Raw genomic sequence first — 18,592 nt, forward strand, 5'->3', positions numbered from 1 at the left:
CGTGAGCGGCGACCTGTTTGCCGGCATCGCCGCCGGCAGCCGCCTGCAACTGGGGGATCAGGCCTGGCTGCTGCACGGTTTCGCACTGGCCGCCGCGGACGCGCTGCTGCCGGCCCTGAAGGACGTCATCCAGGCCGCGCCGTTTCGCCACATGTGTACCCCGGGCGGCCGCGCGATGTCGGTGGCGACGACCAGTTGCGGCACGCTGGGCTGGGTCAGCGACCGCGGCGGCTACCGCTACGCCAGGCATGATCCTGCCAGTGGCCGCGACTGGCCGACCATGCCAGCGCCCATGCGAGAGCTGGCCACCGCAGCGGCCGCGGCGGCCGGTTTTCCCGATTTCCGGCCCGACGCCTGCCTGATCAACCGCTACCGTCCCGGCACCCGGCTCAGCCTGCACCAGGACCGCGACGAGCCCGACCTGGGCCAGCCGATCGTGTCGGTGTCGCTCGGACTGCCGGCGACGTTCCTTTTCGGTGGTATGGCGCGTAGCGATCGCGCCGTGCGCGTCCCCTTGGATCACGGGGATGTCGTCGTGTGGGGCGGGGTGGACCGGCTGCGCTTCCACGGCGTGCTGCCGGTCGCGCCGGGCGTGCATCCGCAACTGGGCGCGCAGCGGATCAATCTGACGTTCCGCCGCGCCGGTCCCGCCGGCGGCACGACGGCCTAATCCAGCGCGATGCCGAAATGCAGCGCCTCGATCCGCAGGCGCTCGCGCAGGTAGAACGCGTGCGCGTCTTGCCGCTGGGTGCCCGAATCCAGCTGCAGGCGCACGCAGCCCAGCCGCCTGGCCTCGGCCTTGAGCCAGTCCAGCATCGCCTTGCCATAGCCGCGGCTGCGCGAGTTGGCGTCCGTGATCAGGTCATCCACGTACACGTGCCTGCCGACCGCGAGCATCTCCATCACCCGCCACGCGGCAAACGCGCGCGGCACGCCGTCCTCGTCATACAGAACGCTCGCGCGGCAGCCATCGTTGGCGATCTGCCGCTGCATCTGGGCGATGAAGCGCGCCTCATCGAACTCCGGACGCAGCTGGGCGACCACCGGCCACGCGGCGCGCAGCTCGTCGCTGGCACTGACGGTGCGGATGACCGGCATCGGCGACTCAGTTCCAGTCAAACAGTTTCCAGTACACCTTGGCGTCCTTGGATGCCTCGTCCGGGAACCCGTCGCCATCGTCGTCCATCAGGTAGTACGTCGGTCCCCGCCGCGGGGTGACCTTGACCACCTTCAGCTGGCCGTTGACCCGGTATTCCTGGATCACGTCGCCGTTGTCCTGCACGCGCTCGATCACCTCCGCATTGCGCAGGTTGGCAGTCGGGTCGTTCGGATCGGGCTGGGCGCCGGTCGTGCTGCAACCGGCCAGCGCGAGCGAAAGTGCGATCAACAGGGTCGGGACGATACGCATGGCGCACTCTCCGTTGCAGGGGAAGGGTCGGCGCGAGGCCGCGGCACGGCTCAGGATAGCGCGATGCGCGCGGACACGGCCGCGCGGCCGGCCCGTGCATCGCCTGCCGTGCACCGGTGTCCGCCCGCGCCGGCGCGACAAGTAGAATCAGGCCATGAAACGACTCGTACTGATCGACGGCTCCAGCTACCTCTACCGCGCCTTCCACGCGCTGCCCCCGCTGACCAACGCCGACGGCGAACCGACCGGCGCTCTGTTCGGCGTGGTCAACATGCTGCGCGCCACGCTGAAGGAGAATCCCGACTACATCGCCTTCGTGGTCGATGCGCCCGGCAGGACCTTCCGCGACGACCTGGATCCCGAGTACAAGGCCAACCGCCCGCCCATGCCCGACGACCTCCGCCCGCAGGTGCAGCCGATGTGCGACATCGTGCACGCGCTGGGCATCGACATCATCCGCATCGACGGCGTCGAGGCCGACGACGTCATCGGCACCCTGGCCGTGCAGGCGGCCGACGCCGGCATCGACGTGACCATCTCCACCAGCGACAAGGATTTCGCCCAGCTGGTGCGCAGCCCCCGCGACGGCGATGGCGCCGCGCGCGGCGGCATCGCCCTGGTCAACACCATGAGCGGCAGCCGCCTGGACAGCGATGAGGCGGTGCTCGACCGGCACGGCGTTCGCGCCGACCAGATCGTCGATTACCTGGCCCTGATGGGCGACAAGGTCGACAACATCCCCGGCGTCGACAAGTGCGGCCCGAAGACGGCGGCCAAGTGGTTGGCCGAGCACGGCACCCTGGATGGCGTGATCGCCAACGCTGACCGCATCACCGGCAAGATCGGCGAGAACCTGCGCGCCGCGCTGCACCGCCTGCCGCTCAACCGCACCCTGACCACCATCAAGCTGGACGTCGACGTGGGCCGCAGCCCGACCGAGCTGGTCCTGCGCGAGCAGCACGTGGAGGACCTGCGCGGCCTGTACGCGCGCTACGGCTTCAAGCAGGCCCTGCGCGAGCTCGGCGGCGAGCCCGGCGATGGCCCGCGCGATGCGGCGACCGACGCCGGCAGCGTGCGCAACACCGCCGCCGGCTACGCGCGCAACAACACGGCCGCGACCGAGGCGCCGGATCCCGCGCTGTCCGCTCCCGGCGAGTACGAGTGCGTGGACACCCGCGACAAGCTAGACGCCTGGATTGCCCGCCTGCAGGGCGCCGAGGAGTTCGCCTTCGACACCGAGACCGACTCGCTCGACGCGATGCGCGCCAACCTGGTCGGCCTGAGCTTCGCGGTGGAAACCGGGCGCGCCTGCTACATCCCGCTGGGACATGACTACCCGGGCGCACCGGCGCAGCTGGATCGCGCCGAGGTGCTTGAGGCGCTGCGTCCGCTGCTGACCGACCCGGCCCGGCGCAAGATCGGCCAGCACGGCAAATACGAGATGCACGTCATGCGTCGGCACGGCGTACCGATCCGCGGCTACGCCGACGACACGATGCTGCAGAGCTTCGTCCTCAACGCGACTGCCACCCGCCACGACATGGACTCGCTTGCCCTGCGTTACCTGGGCTACGCGACCACCAAGTACACCGACATCGCCGGCAAGGGCGCCAAGCAGATCACCTTCAACCAGGTGGCGGTCGACGATGCCGTGAACTACGGCGCCGAGGACGCCGACATCACCCTGCGCCTGCACCGCGTGTTGTCGGCCAGGCTGGCCGAAGAGCCCGCGCTGGAGAAGGTCTACCGCGAAATCGAGATGCCGCTGGTGCCGGTGCTGGAGCGGATCGAGGCCAACGGCGTGCTGGTCGACGCCGACGAGCTGCGCAAACAGTCGGCCGACCTGGGCAAGCGCATGCTGGAGGCGCAGCAGAAGGCGACCGAACTGGCCGGACGCAGCTTCAACCTGGACTCGCCCAAGCAGGTGTGCGCGCTGCTGTTCGAGGAGCTCAAGCTGCCGGCGCTGGTGAAGACGCCCAAGGGCCAGCCCTCGGCCAACGAGGAGGCGCTGGAGGCCATCGCCGACCAGCACGAGCTGCCGCGGATCATCCTGGACTACCGCAGCCTGGCCAAGCTGCGCGGCACCTATACCGACAAGCTGCCGCAGATGATCAACCCCGACACCGGCCGGCTCCATACCAGCTACCACCAGGCCGGCGCCGCGACCGGCCGGCTCGCCTCCAGCGATCCCAACCTGCAGAACATCCCGATCCGCACCGTCGATGGCCGCCACATCCGCACCGCCTTCGTCGCCCCGCCGGGCCGGCGCATCGTCGCCTGCGACTATTCGCAGATCGAGCTGCGGATCATGGCCCACCTGTCGGGCGACGAGGGCCTGCTGCGTGCATTCGCGGCCGGCGCCGACATCCACAAGGCGACCGCCGCCGAGGTGTTCGGCAAGACGCTGGACACCGTCGGCGGCGACGACCGCCGCGCCGCCAAGGCGATCAACTTCGGCCTGATGTACGGCATGAGCGCGTTCGGCCTGGCCAAGCAGCTGGGCGTGTCACGCGGCGATGCGCAGGACTACATCGGCCTGTACTTCGCCCGCTACCCGGGCGTGCGCGAGTTCATGGACCGCACCCGCGAGCAGGCCCGCGAGCGCGGCTACGTGGAGACGGTGTTCGGCCGCCGCTTGTACCTGGACAACATCCACGCCCGCAACCAGGGCCTGCGCGCCGGGGCCGAGCGCGCGGCGATCAACGCGCCCATGCAGGGCACCGCGGCGGACATCATCAAGCGCGCCATGATCGGGATCCACCACTGGCTCGCCGATCACGCGGGGCGGGCGCTGATGATCCTGCAGGTGCACGATGAGCTGGTGTTCGAGGTCGATGCCGGTTTCGTCGACACGCTGCTCGAGGAGGTGGTCGCGCGCATGGTCGGTGCCGCGCAGTTGCGGGTGCCCCTGCTGGTGGAAAGCGGTGTGGGCGACAACTGGGATGAAGCGCACTGAAGATCGCCGGTCTGCGGCGGCCGGCAGCTGCATTGACCGGACCGGCTGGCAGGCCCATCGCGGAAGTCCAAATGCGGGTTTTGCGCCCGCGCGGGGACGGGGCCTCGCCCGGTTGCGCAAAGTTTGCGCGTATTCAGCGGTATAACGCTATTTTAACGACACGTTCGAAGACATTTTTGCAATGAATCGCCCCTGAACCTTGGCGGTTCCCTTATGCGATCTTCACGAACTGTCAATGTGGAAAGTGGTCATATGCTCGCGACAGGTGCAACGCCTGTCGCAGATCTCTCCCTCCCCTGGAGTGATCCCGGAGCCAAAGCCCCTCCCCAGGCCTGGCTCCACCAGCCCCGCCGGCCCCCCCTGCCTGCGGGGCTTTTTATTGCCCGCGGTTCCGGCTCAAGCCAACTCGTTCAACCAGTCGCGCGGCCGCAGATAGTCGGCCAGCTTCGCTTCTGCGCTGCCGGCTTCCGGCGTGTAGCCGTATTCCCAGCGCACCAAGGGCGGCAGGCTCATCAGGATCGATTCGCTGCGCCCGCCCGACTGCAGGCCGAACAGGGTGCCGCGGTCCAGGACCAGGTTGAACTCGACGTAGCGGCCGCGCCGGTAGAGCTGGAACTGCCGCTCCTTGTCGCCGTGAGGGACATCCTTGCGCCGCTCCACGATCGGCAGGTAGGCATCCAGGAAACCGTCGCCGACCGCGCGCATGTAGCCGAACTCGCGCTCGAAGTCCTCGCTCAGGTCATCGAAGAACAGCCCGCCGACGCCGCGGGTCTCGTTGCGGTGCTTGACGAAAAAGTACTCGTCGCACCAGCGCTTGTGCGCCTCGTAGCGGGCGTCACCGCCGAAAGGCGCGCACAGCTCGCGCGCGGTCCGGTGCCAGTGCAGCACGTCTTCGTCGAAGGGATAGAACGGGGTCAGGTCGAAGCCACCGCCGAACCACGAAGCGACGGTCTCGCCGTCACGCATCGCGCGGAAATGGCGCACGTTGGCATGGGTGGTCGGCAGGAACGGGTTGCGCGGGTGGAACACCAGCGATACGCCGATTGCGCGCCACGCCGCTCCGGCCAGCTCCGGACGATTGGCGCTCGCCGACGGCGGCAGCGTGCTGCCGGAGACATCCGAGAAGCCGATGCCGGCCTGCTCGAACACCGCGCCGTCGCGCAGGATGCGGGTACGACCGCCGCCGCCTTCGGCGCGGATCCAGTTGTCCTCGCCGAAGCGGGAGCTGCCGTCGGCCTGCTCGATCGCCGCGCAGATGCGATCCTGCAGGTAGGTGAGGTAGCTGCGGACACGCGCGAAGTCGTGGTCGGATTCTTTGGAGGATGCGGAAAGATTCATCCGCCCATTCTAGTGGAGACCCGCCACCGCATCGGTCCGCTCAGGGCAGGGTGATGGTCACGTGCGCGGTCTTGCCCGGCATCTGCACGACCTGCTGATACCCGGCCAGCTGTTTGCCGGTGTCCCGCGCCAGCATCGTGTGCAGGGTGAAAAACGCGCCCAGCCCAAGCACCGCGAACAACGCCAGCGGCGCCCACAGCGGCATGACCCGGCGCAGCGCGTGGGTGACCCGGTCCGGTGGCGCCCAGTGCGGCGCGAAGCCGGTGCGCTTGCCTTTCAGATAGACGATCTCGTCGCCCAGGCGGGCCACCAGATAGCCGAGCTTCTCCGGGCCTTCCAGACGGTATTTGCCCTCGAAACCGAGCAGCAGGCAGTAGTGGTAGACCTCCAGCGAGGGCAGCCGCGCGGCACCCTGCGCACGCAACTCCTCCAGACGGTCGAAGAAGTGCTCGCCGGCGAGATGCTCGCCGAACAGGCGCAACTGCAAGGGGTTGCGTTCCCATTCCTCGCGCAACGCGGAGGGCTGGCCGAGCATCGCCTCGTCAACCGCGGCGCAGAAGGCGTATTTCGCCGCATAGATGTCCTCGGCGGCGATGTCGAGCTTGGCCGCGCCGCGTTCCACGCCTTCCAGAAAGCGCTGGATCGAGGCCACGAAGCCGCTCTCACTGGACGGCAGCTGGCCGCGCTTGAGCAGCATCAACAGGTAGAAGCCGTCGGCCATCAGCTCCAGCAGGCTGCGCGGAGTGGCGGCGCCGGACTGCGGCAGCCCGGCATGGGCCGGGCCCAGCGAGGGCATGCGGTGGGGAACCGGCGGGTTGGGGTAGTTCATGGCGTCCTGCCTGACATGGGTGCTGTTGTGGTGGGTAGCTGCGTTACGGCGCCACGGCGATCAGCTCGAGCTTCAGCTCGCGCACGCCCGAGGGCACGTAGATCATCAGCGATTGGGCCTTGAGCATGCGCTCGTACAACGGGCCGCGTGCCTCGATGGCGAAGTACTGCGCGCCGGTACGCACCGGGATGGCGCCCGGAACCTGCGCGGCGTGGACAAGCTTCACGCCCGGCAACGCCGACAGCACGCACTTGTCGACATCGTCCGGCGCGCCGACCTTGAAGCGCACCGGCACGGTCTGGACCAGTTCGTTGGCCGGCATGTCCGCGCTGACCCCAAGGTAGAAAGCGGAATCCCCGTCGATGCGCTGGGAATCCAGACGCCCGAGGTGGAAAGACGGTTTGACCTCGCTGAGGGCGATCTTGAAGTAGCGCGCGGAAATCACGGTATCCAGCAGGGCGCGGATGATCTCGAACAGGCGCTCGAACCCGGCCTCGGGCTGGGCGTGCTGGTAGTTGGGCAGGTCGGCCAGCGTGTGACTGCGCGAAAACGTCAGCAGGCCGCCGGCCAGGCGCAGCAGCTCCTGGTGCAGCCGCTCCGGGTGCAGCCCGGGATGCCGGAACAGGTGCGACAGCGCGGCAAACGCGCCATTGACGGTGTGCAGCAACCAGAACGAGGCGATGTCGCCGGAGCGGAACTCGACCACCGACTGCGAGGCCTCGCGGTGCAGGCCGTGCAGGGCATCCGCCTTGGCCTGCAGGCTGTCCAGCAGGCGCCGCAACTGCAGCTGCAGCTGTGGCGCCGATCCCAGACTGAGGCTGGGCGCGACAAAGCCCTGGTCGATCTCGAAGCCGCCGGTCGCGCTGCGGCGGATGCGCGCGACCGGCACGCTGACATAGGGATCGCGTGGCTCGTCATCGCGCAGCAGGCGCACGTTCTTGCCCAGGTAGGCCAGATCGGCCTCGCCCGCATCCGTGTACAGATCGGTCGTCGCCCGGTTGGCCTGCATGTAGCGGCTGTTGCCGCCGCTGTCGGGCGCACCGGCGCAGTTGCCGCCGTGCTCTTTGAGCAGCGGCAGCGCGAGGTGCACCGTCGTGGATTGCACGCCATCGGGCAGGCCCTCCAGCGACATCGCCTCGGGCAGCAGGTCATCGCCGGGCGCGCTGTAGAACTCGCCGTCCGGAAACACGACCGACAATTGCTGCGCGCGCAGGGTCCCGGCGGCCAGGGCCTGGGTGTCGAATTCGGCCTGGCGCAGACCCCAGGAATAGGGCGCGATGGTGGTGGCCATGCGCTGCACGCGCGCCTCGTGGTACGCGTCCTGCCGCTGGAAGTGCTGCGGGCGCAGGAACAGTCCTTCGCCCCAGAAAACCTTTGACATCCCGGTCATGCGTCACTCGATCCTTTGATAAATCCCGGCGTTCCATGCATTCGCCGGGAGGTTACACCATGGGTTGCAGAACTTTCCCGGCCGTCCGGCTCACCTTCCGAGCGGCCCACAGCGGCTGGACGACAGGCTGTGCGCGGGTGTCGAGAGTTTCGTGATGAGTCCTGCGGAGGCGGTGGTCATCGCGCAGCCGTGCAGGCCGACGGTAATGCCTTCGGCACTGGTCTGGCCGGTGTCGAAGGTGAAGCGCCAGCGGGTGGGCGCCGGCGCACGGAACAGCGCGACGACGCCAACGTGGGTCCCGCCGTCGGGCAGTGATTCCAGCACCTCGTGCCGCTTGCCCGGCGTGAGCAGAAATTCGGTGACCGATACCAGGTCATCGCCGAGCACGTCGTGCTCGCGCCGTTCGTCCAGGAACACGTCGAAGGCGGCTTCATTGAAGCGCTTTGCCTCGCGCAGCTGGTACACGCGGACGACCAGTGCGGCGGCCCGGCCATCGTCGCCGGTGTTGAGGTTGTCGCCTGCATACAGGCGGATGGGCAGCTCGGCGGACTGCGCTTCGCCCTGCTTGAGGCCGACCGCCTGCAGCGTCTTGCCGAATGCCTGCTTGACGCCAGCGCCATGGCTCGCGCATCCGGAGATCGCCAGACAGGCGGCGAAAATCAACAGCCACCGCGCGCGGCGGCTCCCCTGCACCGGCGAACCCCTCGCATGCACGCGGGCGGAAGACGACTCGTTGCAATCCCTGGCGGAACAGCGATCACCAGCATCCATTGCTTGCCACTCCATTGGTAACGTCAGCTTCCGATATCGCAACGCGGTATTGCGCCCCGGCGAACCGCGGCGTGCACCGACATCGAGCCACCCCGTCAACGGACCGCTTGACGGCCGGTGGCGTAGGCTACTATATCTACTCGGGGGCGCATCAGCCGCCCCCGATCTGTTCAAGGAATGACAGGCCCTGGTCCGTTGTACGGGGCTCACAAGGAGAGTGACATGCAGGGTTCCCCGTGTTCGGTCATTTGTCGTGCGCTGGCCATGGCCGCGCTGATCCCGGTGCTGGGCGCGTGCAGCAGCATGCCAGCCAAGCCCGGCGGATACGCCGCGGTGCTGGAGAACGCCGAGTCCGCGGCCAGGGCCGGCCGTGTGGAATCCGCGCTGGTCGGTTTTGACGAGGCCGCTCAGGCCGATCCGACCAACAAGCAGCCGTGGGTCCGCATCGCGCAATTGCAGTTCGATGCCGGCAATTACGGCCGCGCCATCGTCGCCGCAGAGGAAGTCCTGCAGCGGGATCCGGCCGACCAGGTCGCCGACAGCGTCCTTACCGTGTCGGGCCTGCGCATCGCATCGCAGTCGTTGCAGCGGCTGCAGGGCAGTGGCGCGCTGGCCACCGAGACCGCCCGCATCGAAGCCGAGCGCCTAGCCGCGACCATGCGCGCGACCATGGGCGAGACCATCCTCGACACCGGCGAGCCGCCGGCCGCGAAGGCGCGCAGTCGTGCGCCGTCACGTCGGGCCGGCACGCCACCGCCCAAGCCGGCCACGCCAGCGACGCCTGCCGAAAAGCCCAAGAGCGCGTCGGATATCGCCAACCCCTTCGGTGGCATCGGCAACTGAGCCTCCGAATTCGCACGTGATCGTCAGGGAGACGATGAAGATGTCCAAGAAGGAAAGCACCCAGAAGCGCCTGCAGAAGGTGCGTCCGCCGCGCGTCCAGCTCACCTACGACGTGGAGAAGGGCGATGCGATCGAGCAGAAGGAAATCCCTTTCGTCGTTGGCGTGCTGGGTGACTTCAGCGGCCAACCCGAGGCGCCGTTGCCGAAGCTGAAGGACCGCAAGTTCGTCAACGTGGACCTGGACAACTTCGACGAGGTGATCTCCGGCATGGCGCCGCGTGCCGCCTTCCGGGTGCCCAACAAACTCTCCGACAACGGCGGCGAGTTCGCCGTCGAGCTGACCTTCAACTCCATCGACGACTTCCGTCCCGAGGCGGTAGTCCAGCAGGTTGAACCGCTGCGCAAGCTGCTGGAAGCGCGCTCCAAGCTCGCCGACCTGCGCAACAAGGTGGCCGGCAACGAGAAGCTCGAAGACCTGCTCAACGATGTCCTGGCCAATACCGAGCAGCTGCGGCAGCTCGGCCAGAACGACCCGGCTGACGAGGAGTAACGCGATGAACACCCAGGCAAGCGCGGCGCCCGCCCAGGCCGCGACCACCACGTCCGAGCCGGGCCTGCTCGATCAGATCGTCGAGCAGAGCAAGGTCGCGCGCTCCGACGCCGAGCACCAGCGTGCCCGCGACATCATCTCCGAGCTCGCCCGCGAGGTGCTCAAGGGCACCGTAGTGGTCTCGGAAAACCTCAACCTGACCCTGGATGCGCGCGTCGCCGAGCTGGATCGGATGATCTCCGAGCAGCTGACCGCGGTGATGCACGCTCCGCAGTTCCAGCAACTGGAGTCCACCTGGCGCGGCCTGCATTATCTGTGCAGCCAGACTTCGACCGGGACGCAGCTGAAGATCAAGGTGCTCAACGCACCGAAGAAGGATGTGGTCAAGGACTTCAAATCGGCGATCGACTTCGACCAGAGCGCGCTGTTCAAGAAGGTGTACGAGGAGGAGTTCGGCACCTTCGGTGGCTCGCCGTTCGGCGCCCTGCTGGGCGATTACAACATCGGCCGCCAGCCCGAGGACATGTACTTCATCGAGCAGATGTCGCATGTCGCCGCCGCGGCCCACGCGCCGTTCGTGGCCGCCGCCAGCGAGGACATGTTCGGCCTGGAAAGCTTCACCGAGATGGGCAAGCCGCGCGACCTGGCCAAGGTGTTCGACACCATCGAATACGCCAAGTGGAAGTCGTTCCGCGATTCCGAGGACAGCCGCTACGTGGGCCTGACCCTGCCGCGCTTCCTCGGCCGGCTGCCCTACAACCCCAAGGACGGCACCACGGTGGAGGGTTTCAACTATGTCGAGGATGTCGACGGCAACGACCACTCCAGGTACCTGTGGTGCAACACCGCCTATGCCTTCGGCGCGCGGCTGACCAAGGCGTTCGAGGACTTCGGCTGGTGCGCGGCGATCCGCGGCGTGGAAGGCGGCGGCCTGGTCGAGGACCTGCCGACCCACACCTTCCGCACCGACGATGGTGAGGTGGCCCTGAAATGTCCGACCGAGGTGGCGATCACCGACCGCCGCGAGAAGGAGCTCTCCGACCTGGGCTTCATTCCGCTGGTGCACTGCAAGAACACCGATTACGCCGCGTTCTTCGGGGCGCAGTCGGCGCAGAAGCCCAGGAAGTACAACACCGACGCGGCCAATGCGAACGCATCGCTGTCGTCGCAGCTGCAGTACATGTTTGCCGTTTCCCGCGTTGCCCATTACCTCAAGGCAATGATGCGCGAGAAGATCGGCAGTTTTGCCTCGGCCGGTAACGTCGAGGATTTCCTCAACCGGTGGGTTGCGCAGTACGTGTTGTTGGATGACAACGCGACGCAGGAAGCGAAAGCGCAATACCCGCTGCGAGAGGCTTCGGTGCAGGTGTCGGAAGTGCCCGGAAAGCCCGGTGTGTACCGGGCGGTGTCCTTCCTTCGCCCGCATTTCCAGCTCGACGAGCTGTCGGTGTCATTGCGCCTGGTCGCTGAGCTTCCCGCCAGCGCCAAGGGGTAACCGCCACTCGCGTGCTGAAAGGCGGTCGACATCGCGGGGCAGAGATCCCGCCAGGCCGGCCGCCGTTTTGGTTCCATCAAGTTGGCAGCAACTACTGCGCCGGGTTCGTCCCGGTGGCGACTCTCACGGAAGAACGGAACAAAAGGAAACCAGATCATGCAGCATGCATTCCTCAGCATTGACACCATCAAGGGCGAGTCCAAGGACTCCGAGCACAAGGACTGGATCGAGATCGAGTCCTTCAACCAGGACGTCCTGCAGCCGCGTTCGGCGACGGCGTCCAGCGCTGGCGGCACCACCGCGGCACGCGTGGAAATGTCCCCGATCGAGATCAACAAGCGTATCGACCTCGCATCGACGGCCCTGTTCCAGGCGTGCGCCAACGGCACCACGTTCCCCAAGGCCCGCATCGAGTTCATGCGCGCCGACAAGGACGGCAAGGCGATCAACTACTACACGATCGAACTGCTGAACGTCCTGGTGCACCGCGTCACCACCGGCATGGGCCATGACGGCATGCCGTCCGAGCAGGTCCAGCTGAGCTTCGGTGCGATCAAGTGGTCATACACCCAGCAGAAGCAGGGTGGCGGCGTCGGCGGCAAGGCCGTCGCGCAGTGGAGCAACACCGACAACACGCCCAGCTACCGGGTCTGACGGTCGTAAAGCCCTGATGGGTCGGTGCGATGGCGGCCAGCCGGTCGTCATCGCATTGTATTTCCGGGCTGCACTCCGCGTCCGGCCAGTGGCGCGTAGGCAGACAGGGAACCATGAAAGGATTCGAACCCAGCCTTCTGGAAAAGCTGTTTGACGATCAACCGCGCGTCACTGCTGCCAGCGGCATTTTCAAGTCGATCTCGCTGGACCAGTACAAGGAATCGGTCGCCCGGGACCTGGAAGGCCTGCTCAACAGCCGGGCCGCTTTTTCCGAGGACGATCTGAAGGATTTCCCCCATTGCCGCAACTCGCTGATGACCTACGGGTTGCGCGACTTTTCCACCATGAGCCTGGCCAACGGCCACGACCGTGCCGCGATATGCCGCTCCCTGGAGCAGGCGATCGCCCGCCACGAGCCGCGCCTGCACAACGTCCGTGCCACCCTGGAAGGCAACAGCCGCTCGGTGGGTGGCCTGCACTTCTCGATCCACGGTCTGCTGGACGTGCGCCCGGCACGCGAACCGATCAGTTTCGACGCGATGCTGCAGCCCAGCACGCTGCAGTACTCGGTCAGCAGGTTGCGCCGTGCAGCGGCCTGACCGGACGCACAGCTGATGGAAGACCTGCTGCCGTTCTACGAGCGTGAGCTGGGGTACCTGCGCCGCCACGGGCGCGAGTTCGCCGAACGCTATCCGAAGATCGCCGGGCGCCTGCTGCTGTCCGCCGACGGCAGCCAGGACCCGCACGTCGAGCGCCTGATCGAATCGTTCGCCCTGCTCAGTGCGCGCACCAACAAGAAGATCGAGGACGATTACCCGGAGTTCACCGAGGCGCTGCTGGAGGTCATGTACCCCCACTACCTGCGCCCGTTCCCGTCGTGCTCCATCGCCCGCTTCGACATGGGGCCCGCGCTCGCCCAGCTCAGTGCGCCGGTCCACATTCCGCGTGACACCTTGCTGCACTCGCGGGCCGTGCGGGGGGTCAACTGCCGCTTCCGCTCCACCTGCGACGTGGTGCTGGCACCGATCCGCCTGCGCGAAGCCCGTTACCGCGCGATCGCCGAGGTGCCGATGGCGACCAGCCTGCCGGCGGGCTGTGGAGGCCAGATATCGCTGTCCTTCGAGCTGCTCGGCGAGCACCAGCAACTGTCGGCACTGGGTCTGGACACGCTGCGGCTGTTCACCGAAGGCGAGGCCAGCTTCTGCGCTGCATTGCGTGACACCCTGGCTTTTGGCGTGCGCGCCGCCTATCTGGAAGCGGCCGGCAGCGGGCGCTGGAAAGTGCTGGCGAAATCACCGCTAAGCCAGGCCGGATTCGGCGCCGACGAATCGCTGATCGACTACCCCGACCGCTCGCACCCGGCATACCGGCTGTTGACCGAGCTGTTCGGATTCCCGGAGAAGTTCGGCTTCTTCGATCTGGACCTGAAGCCGCTGCACAGGGCCGCGGGCGCCACCTTCACGATCCACCTGGTGCTGGCGGCGCAGGCGGCGGATGCCACCGTGTCGCGCGTGCTGGAATCGCTCTCGGCCGACAACATCCTGCTGGGATGCACGCCGGTGGTGAACCTGTTCGCCCAGCACGGTGAGCCCCTCCGGGTAACCCATCGCAGCACCTCGTATCCGGTGGTGGCGGATGCGCGGCGCGCGTTTGCCTATGAAGTGGTGTCGATCGACTCGGTCAAGCGGATCCGTCAGACCGCCCAGGGCGAGAAGGTGACCGAGTTCCGCCCGTTCTATTCGTTGCAGCACGGCCAGTTGCCTGACGAGTCCGGCCATTACTGGTTCGCCCATCGTGACGAGCAGGTGGCACGCAGCAGCCCCGGGTTCGAGACCGAACTGTCGTTCGTCGACCTGGATTTCAATCCGGTCCAGCCGCAGACCGACGTGGTCAGCCTGGTGCTGACCTGCAGCAACCGTGACCTTCCCAGCTTTCTCGCCTATGGCGTGCAGGGCGGCGACCTGACCGTGGAGGGCGGCGGTCCCGCGCGCTCGATCGCGTTGCTGCGCAAGCCCACCCGACCGATGCGCTTCGAGCGGGGCCGCGGTGCGCAGTGGCGACTGGTCTCGCATCTCTCGCTCAACCATCTGTCGCTGAGCCAGGACGGCCTGCCGGCGTTGAAGGAGATGCTGCGGCTTTACGACATCGTGCGCACAAGCACCTCGGGACGGCAGATCGACGGCATTGTCTCCCTGGAGCACCGCAGCGCCAGTGCGTGGCTGCCCGGAAAGCACTTCGCCAGCGTGGTGCGCGGCATCGAGATCCGCCTTGGCATCGACGAGGCCGCCTTTGTCGGGCATGGCATTGCCGCCTTCGCCCGTGTGCTGGACCACTTCTTTGGGCTGTATGTGCACGCCAACAGCTTCACCCAACTGACCGTGCTGTCTGCCGACAACGGCGAGGAACTGATGCGATGCGAACCGCGAAGCGGCGAATCGATCCTGGGGTAGCCCAGCAGCTGCTCGCCGGACCGCAGCGCTTCGAGTTCTTTCAGGCCCTGCGGATCCTTGAGCGGCTGTTCATCAAGCAGGGCCAGCGGCCTGGCGAGGTGGTGTCGCGCAGCCTGCGTTTTCGCACATCAATGTCACTGGGGTTCCCGGCCAGCCAGATCGAATCGGCCCAGGCCTATGCGAGCGACGGAACCGCCCTGGACCGTGACGCCGCGGTCGAACACGCCATCACCATGGAGGAACTGGGCGAGGTCCATCTGACGCCGGCGTTCATGGGCATGCTGGGCAACCATGGCGTGCTGCCCCTGCACTACACCGAGGCACTCGCCGAGCGCGAAACCTACCAGCGCGACCGTACCGCCCGCGCCTTCCTGGACATTTTCGGCAACCGCGCGGTGGCCCTGCACTACGCCGCGTGGAAGAAGTACCGCCTGGGCCTGCAGTACGAAATGGACGGCGAGGAGCGCTTCCTGCCGCTGGTGCTGGCCCTGGCCGGTATGGGAACGAAGGGTCTGCGCGGGCGCATGCGCGGCGATGACAGCGACGTGTTCGATCATGCCGTCGCCCATTACGCCGGTGCGATCCGCCAGCGTCCGCTGTCGGCGGTGATGCTGCAGCGGATCCTCGCGGACTACTTCAAGGTGCCGCTGCGCGTGGAGCAGTTCGTCGGCGCCTGGTACCGCGTGCCCGAGGCGCAGCAGACGCGGCTGGGCGTGGGGAATGCGGCGCTGGGCAGCACGGCGCTCGCCGGCAACCGCGTCTGGCAGCGCGACCTGAAGATGCGCCTGTGGATCGGACCGCTGGACCGCGCGCAGTTTGACGGCTTCCTGCCCGGACGCAGTGCGGCCAAGGCACTGGCCAAGTGGCTCACCCTGCTGACCGGCAGCACCCTGGAATACGAGGTCCGGCTGAGCCTGAAACCGGCGCACCTGCGCGGCATCGCCCTGCCGGCCGGGGCAGGTTGCGAGCTGGGCTTCGACAGTTACCTGTGCTCACGCCCGCCGCCGGCGCCGCGCTCGGATACCCGCTACGGGATCCACACATTGCAATGACGACGGCGCGACAGCGCCGCCCTGGAGACGACACCGCATGGATCGCAACGCATGAATACCAACCTGAAAACCCTGATCGGCAAGCTCAACGACACCTGCCGCCAATCCGCCGAGCGCGCGGCCAACCTGTGCATGGCGCGCGGCAACTACGAGGTCGACCTGGAGCACCTGTTCCTCGCCTTGCTGGAGCATCCCCAGGGCGATGTCGCCCTGATCGCCCAGCGCAGCGGAATCGGCGTGGACAGCCTGCGCAAGGACCTGGAAGCGGAAGTCGGCCGCTTCAAGGCCGGCAACACGCGTACGCCGGTCTTTTCCCAGCACCTGCCCACGCTCTTCCAGCACGCCTGGCTGCTGGCCTCGCTGGACTCGCATACCACGCGCATCCGCGGTGGTCACCTGCTATTGGCCCTGCTGACCGAGCCGGGCCTGTCGCAGCTGGCGTACCGGGGTTCGGGCGAGTTCGTCCGGATCAAGCGCGACGAGCTCAAGCACAATTTTGCCAAGCTCACCGAAGGCTCGATCGAAGCCGGCGATGTCCGCTTTGTCGATGCGGGGGCGGAGCGCGACGGTGAGGACACCGCAGCCGATGCGGACCCCGGCCTGTCGCGCACACCCGCCCTGGACCAGTACACGACCAACCTGACCCGGCGCGCGCGCGACGGCCACTTGGACCCGGTGATTGGCCGCGATGCCGAGATCCGGCAGATGATCGACATCCTGCTGCGGCGGCGCCAGAACAATCCCATCCTTACCGGCGAGGCGGGGGTCGGCAAGACCGCGGTAGTGGAGGGGCTGGCGCTGCGGATCGCCGCGACGGACGTGCCGGACGTCTTGCAGGCCGTCGAACTGCACACCCTGGACATGGGCCTGTTGCAGGCCGGGGCGAGCGTCAAGGGCGAGTTCGAGAACCGGCTCAAGAACGTCATCGACGAGGTCAAGAAGAGTCCGCATCCGATCGTGCTGTTCATCGACGAGGCGCACACCATGATCGGTGCCGGCGGCCAGGCCGGTCAGAGCGACGCGGCCAACCTTCTCAAACCCGCGCTGGCACGTGGCGAGTTGCGCACCATCGCCGCGACCACCTGGTCGGAGTACAAGAAGTACTTCGAGAAGGATGCGGCGCTGGCCCGCCGCTTCCAGGTGGTCAAGATCGAGGAGCCGTCCGAGGTGCTGTGTGCCGCCATGCTGCGCGGCATGGTGCCGTTGATGGAGAAGCACTTCGGCATCCGCGTGATGGACGAGGCGATCACCGAGGCGGTGCGTCTGTCGCACCGCTACATCAGTGGCCGCCAGTTGCCCGACAAGGCGGTCAGCGTGCTGGATACCGCGTGCGCGAAGGTTGCGCTGGGCCTGAGCGCGACGCCGGCGATCATCGAGGACACCGTCAAGCATCTGGATCGGCTTGACGCGGAACTGGCTGCATTGCGCCGCGAAACCGTCGCCGGTGCACGCCACCAGGAGCGCTTGGCCGAGTTGACCGCGGAGCACTCCGCGGCCACCGAGGTACTGCAGCGCAGCCGCGAGCGCCTGCAGGTCGAAACCGCGCTGGCGCAGCAGATCCAGCAATTGCGCCAGGCACTGGAAGCCGACGCGCAGGCGGCGACAGGCGGCAAGTCGGCACTGGCGTCGGGTGGTGGCGATGATGGCCGTGACGCAGCCGGGGATGATGACGGTGACACCGCAGTCGCGGTCCGCCCCCAGGCGGCAAAAACCAGCAAGACCAAGGCGGCACATAACAATTCGTCCGCTGCCGTCAACCCGAGGCTTGCCGAGCTCGACCTGCTGCTGGCGGAGCTGCGCGCCCTACAGGGCGAGGCCCCGATGGTGCCGCTGCAGGTGGACGGCGGGGTGGTCGCCGAGATCGTCAGCGCCTGGACCGGAGTGCCGTTGGGGCGGATGGTGAAGGACGAGATCCGCACCGTGCGCGCTCTCGGGCCGTTGCTGGGCGAGCGGGTGATCGGCCAGGACCACGCCCTGGACGCAGTCGCCCAACGCGTGCGCACCGCGTCGGCCAAGCTGGAGGACCCCAACAAACCGCGCGGCGTCTTCATGTTCGTGGGCCCCTCCGGTGTCGGCAAGACCGAAACTGCGCTGGCGTTGGCGGACATCCTCTACGGCGGCGAACGCAAGCTGATCACGATCAACATGAGCGAGTACCAGGAGGCGCACAGCGTTTCGGGCCTGAAGGGCTCGCCCCCCGGCTATGTCGGCTACGGTGAGGGCGGCGTGCTGACCGAAGCGGTGCGCCGCAATCCCTATTCGGTGGTCCTGCTGGACGAGGTCGAGAAAGCGCACCCGGACGTGTTGGAGATGTTTTTCCAGGTCTTCGACAAGGGCCAGATGGAGGACGCGGAGGGGCGCGAGATCGACTTCCGCAACACCTTGATCATCCTTACCAGCAACATCGGCTCCAGCCAGATCATGCAGTCCTGCCTGAACGTTCCGGCCGGCGCGCTGCCCTCCTCGGATGACCTGGCCGACGCGCTGCGCCCGGTCCTGATGAAGACCTTCAAGCCGGCGTTCCTGGGGCGGATGAAGGTGGTGCCGTTCTTCCCGATCAGTGACGACGTGCTGGGCCGCATCATCGAACTCAAGCTGGGCCGCATCCGCGACCGCATCGCGGCCAACCACAAGGCGGTCTTCGAGTGGAACCAGGCGCTGGTGGAAGCGGTATTGCAGCGCTGTACCGAGGTCGACTCGGGCGCGCGCAACGTCGACAACATCCTCAACGGGACCCTGCTGCCGGAAATCGCCGAATCGGTATTGGCAAAGATGGCCGAAGGCGAGCAGATCGCCCGGATCAAGGTGTCCGCCGACAGGAAGGGCAGCTTCCGTTACCGGATGCAGTGAGCTTCG

At 67.2% G+C, this 18,592-nt stretch carries 16 protein-coding genes; 10 read left to right on the top strand and 6 right to left on the bottom strand.

The genetic code is table 11. From position 1 onward, the window contains the following. Position 1 precedes the first annotated feature (1 nt). On the top strand, positions 2 to 670 hold the full coding sequence (gene alkB / locus INQ41_RS00725) for a DNA oxidative demethylase AlkB (RefSeq protein WP_193985362.1): 669 nt from the start codon (positions 2 to 4) through the stop codon (positions 668 to 670). Here alkB and INQ41_RS00730 read toward each other — a convergent pair. Both INQ41_RS00730 and INQ41_RS00735 read right to left on the bottom strand, forming a co-directional pair. Continuing rightward, a complete protein-coding gene (locus INQ41_RS00730; protein WP_193985364.1) occupies positions 667 to 1,098 on the bottom strand; it encodes a GNAT family N-acetyltransferase in 432 nt (143 codons plus the stop codon). The two genes, alkB and INQ41_RS00730, sit on opposite strands and share 4 nt — an antisense overlap. 7 nt (positions 1,099 to 1,105) lie before the next feature. Then, on the bottom strand, positions 1,106 to 1,408 hold the full coding sequence (locus INQ41_RS00735; RefSeq protein ID WP_193985366.1) for a DUF2782 domain-containing protein: 303 nt from the start codon (positions 1,406 to 1,408) through the stop codon (positions 1,106 to 1,108). 154 nt (positions 1,409 to 1,562) lie between these two features. Between INQ41_RS00735 and polA the strand changes: the two genes are divergently transcribed. Beyond that, positions 1,563 to 4,364 (top strand): DNA polymerase I, encoded by a 2,802-nt coding sequence (gene polA / locus INQ41_RS00740; protein WP_193985368.1) that lies wholly within the window; start codon positions 1,563 to 1,565, stop codon positions 4,362 to 4,364. A gap of 396 nt (positions 4,365 to 4,760) precedes the next feature. On the opposite strand, the gene hemF is transcribed toward polA, so the two are convergent. The 4 genes from hemF to tssJ form a co-directional block, all read right to left on the bottom strand. Then, a complete protein-coding gene (gene hemF / locus INQ41_RS00745; protein ID WP_193985369.1) occupies positions 4,761 to 5,702 on the bottom strand; it encodes an oxygen-dependent coproporphyrinogen oxidase in 942 nt (313 codons plus the stop codon). 40 nt (positions 5,703 to 5,742) lie between these two features. Next, a complete protein-coding gene (icmH, locus tag INQ41_RS00750) occupies positions 5,743 to 6,531 on the bottom strand; it encodes a type IVB secretion system protein IcmH/DotU (RefSeq protein WP_193985371.1) in 789 nt (262 codons plus the stop codon). Between the two features lie 43 nt (positions 6,532 to 6,574). After that, positions 6,575 to 7,912, bottom strand: a complete 1,338-nt coding sequence (tssK, locus tag INQ41_RS00755; RefSeq protein WP_343224945.1) for a type VI secretion system baseplate subunit TssK — start codon at positions 7,910 to 7,912, stop codon at positions 6,575 to 6,577. A gap of 99 nt (positions 7,913 to 8,011) precedes the next feature. Then, positions 8,012 to 8,614, bottom strand: a complete 603-nt coding sequence (tssJ, locus tag INQ41_RS00760; RefSeq protein WP_228076646.1) for a type VI secretion system lipoprotein TssJ — start codon at positions 8,612 to 8,614, stop codon at positions 8,012 to 8,014. A 300-nt stretch (positions 8,615 to 8,914) separates the two neighbouring features. Between tssJ and INQ41_RS00765 the strand changes: the two genes are divergently transcribed. From INQ41_RS00765 to tssH, 8 genes are all read left to right on the top strand, one after another. Next, positions 8,915 to 9,535, top strand: a complete 621-nt coding sequence (locus INQ41_RS00765) for a tetratricopeptide repeat protein (protein ID WP_193985381.1) — start codon at positions 8,915 to 8,917, stop codon at positions 9,533 to 9,535. A 40-nt stretch (positions 9,536 to 9,575) separates the two neighbouring features. Next, positions 9,576 to 10,085 (top strand): type VI secretion system contractile sheath small subunit, encoded by a 510-nt coding sequence (gene tssB, locus INQ41_RS00770; RefSeq protein WP_193985389.1) that lies wholly within the window; start codon positions 9,576 to 9,578, stop codon positions 10,083 to 10,085. Positions 10,086 to 10,089: 4 nt separating this feature from the next. Next, positions 10,090 to 11,580 (top strand): type VI secretion system contractile sheath large subunit, encoded by a 1,491-nt coding sequence (tssC, locus tag INQ41_RS00775; protein WP_193985391.1) that lies wholly within the window; start codon positions 10,090 to 10,092, stop codon positions 11,578 to 11,580. A gap of 156 nt (positions 11,581 to 11,736) precedes the next feature. Beyond that, positions 11,737 to 12,234: an Hcp family type VI secretion system effector gene (locus tag INQ41_RS00780; protein WP_193985393.1), complete on the top strand. Its 498-nt coding sequence runs from the start codon at positions 11,737 to 11,739 to the stop codon at positions 12,232 to 12,234. Positions 12,235 to 12,347: 113 nt separating this feature from the next. After that, the gene (tssE, locus tag INQ41_RS00785; RefSeq protein WP_193985395.1) at positions 12,348 to 12,833 is read left to right on the top strand and encodes a type VI secretion system baseplate subunit TssE; all 486 of its coding nucleotides are present in this window, start codon (positions 12,348 to 12,350) and stop codon (positions 12,831 to 12,833) included. Positions 12,834 to 12,848: 15 nt separating this feature from the next. Next, entirely contained in the window at positions 12,849 to 14,684 is a 1,836-nt protein-coding gene (gene tssF / locus INQ41_RS00790; RefSeq protein ID WP_193985397.1) for a type VI secretion system baseplate subunit TssF, read from the top strand. After that, positions 14,648 to 15,736 carry a type VI secretion system baseplate subunit TssG gene (gene tssG, locus INQ41_RS00795; protein WP_193985399.1) on the top strand — a complete coding sequence of 363 codons (1,089 nt, stop codon included), beginning with the start codon at positions 14,648 to 14,650 and terminating at the stop codon, positions 15,734 to 15,736. Before tssF ends, tssG begins: the two co-directional genes overlap by 37 nt. A gap of 51 nt (positions 15,737 to 15,787) precedes the next feature. Next, on the top strand, positions 15,788 to 18,586 hold the full coding sequence (gene tssH, locus INQ41_RS00800) for a type VI secretion system ATPase TssH (protein ID WP_193985401.1): 2,799 nt from the start codon (positions 15,788 to 15,790) through the stop codon (positions 18,584 to 18,586). The last annotated feature ends 6 nt before the right edge of the window (positions 18,587 to 18,592 follow it).

Origin of the sequence: Lysobacter ciconiae (assembly GCF_015209725.1) — a bacterium.
Classification (GTDB): Bacteria; Pseudomonadota; Gammaproteobacteria; order Xanthomonadales; family Xanthomonadaceae; genus Novilysobacter; species Novilysobacter ciconiae.

Coding starts and splice junctions, on each gene's coding strand:
- tssH (WP_193985401.1), top strand. CDS start 15,788: ATGAATACCAACCTGAAAACCCTGATCGGCAAGCTCAACGACACCTGC.
- tssG (WP_193985399.1), top strand. CDS start 14,648: ATGCGAACCGCGAAGCGGCGAATCGATCCTGGGGTAGCCCAGCAGCTG.
- tssF (WP_193985397.1), top strand. CDS start 12,849: ATGGAAGACCTGCTGCCGTTCTACGAGCGTGAGCTGGGGTACCTGCGC.
- INQ41_RS00765 (WP_193985381.1), top strand. CDS start 8,915: ATGCAGGGTTCCCCGTGTTCGGTCATTTGTCGTGCGCTGGCCATGGCC.
- hemF (WP_193985369.1), bottom strand. CDS start 5,702: ATGAATCTTTCCGCATCCTCCAAAGAATCCGACCACGACTTCGCGCGT.
- INQ41_RS00780 (WP_193985393.1), top strand. CDS start 11,737: ATGCAGCATGCATTCCTCAGCATTGACACCATCAAGGGCGAGTCCAAG.
- INQ41_RS00735 (WP_193985366.1), bottom strand. CDS start 1,408: ATGCGTATCGTCCCGACCCTGTTGATCGCACTTTCGCTCGCGCTGGCC.
- tssE (WP_193985395.1), top strand. CDS start 12,348: ATGAAAGGATTCGAACCCAGCCTTCTGGAAAAGCTGTTTGACGATCAA.
- tssC (WP_193985391.1), top strand. CDS start 10,090: ATGAACACCCAGGCAAGCGCGGCGCCCGCCCAGGCCGCGACCACCACG.
- polA (WP_193985368.1), top strand. CDS start 1,563: ATGAAACGACTCGTACTGATCGACGGCTCCAGCTACCTCTACCGCGCC.
- tssB (WP_193985389.1), top strand. CDS start 9,576: ATGTCCAAGAAGGAAAGCACCCAGAAGCGCCTGCAGAAGGTGCGTCCG.
- tssK (WP_343224945.1), bottom strand. CDS start 7,912: ATGTCAAAGGTTTTCTGGGGCGAAGGACTGTTCCTGCGCCCGCAGCAC.
- icmH (WP_193985371.1), bottom strand. CDS start 6,531: ATGAACTACCCCAACCCGCCGGTTCCCCACCGCATGCCCTCGCTGGGC.
- INQ41_RS00730 (WP_193985364.1), bottom strand. CDS start 1,098: ATGCCGGTCATCCGCACCGTCAGTGCCAGCGACGAGCTGCGCGCCGCG.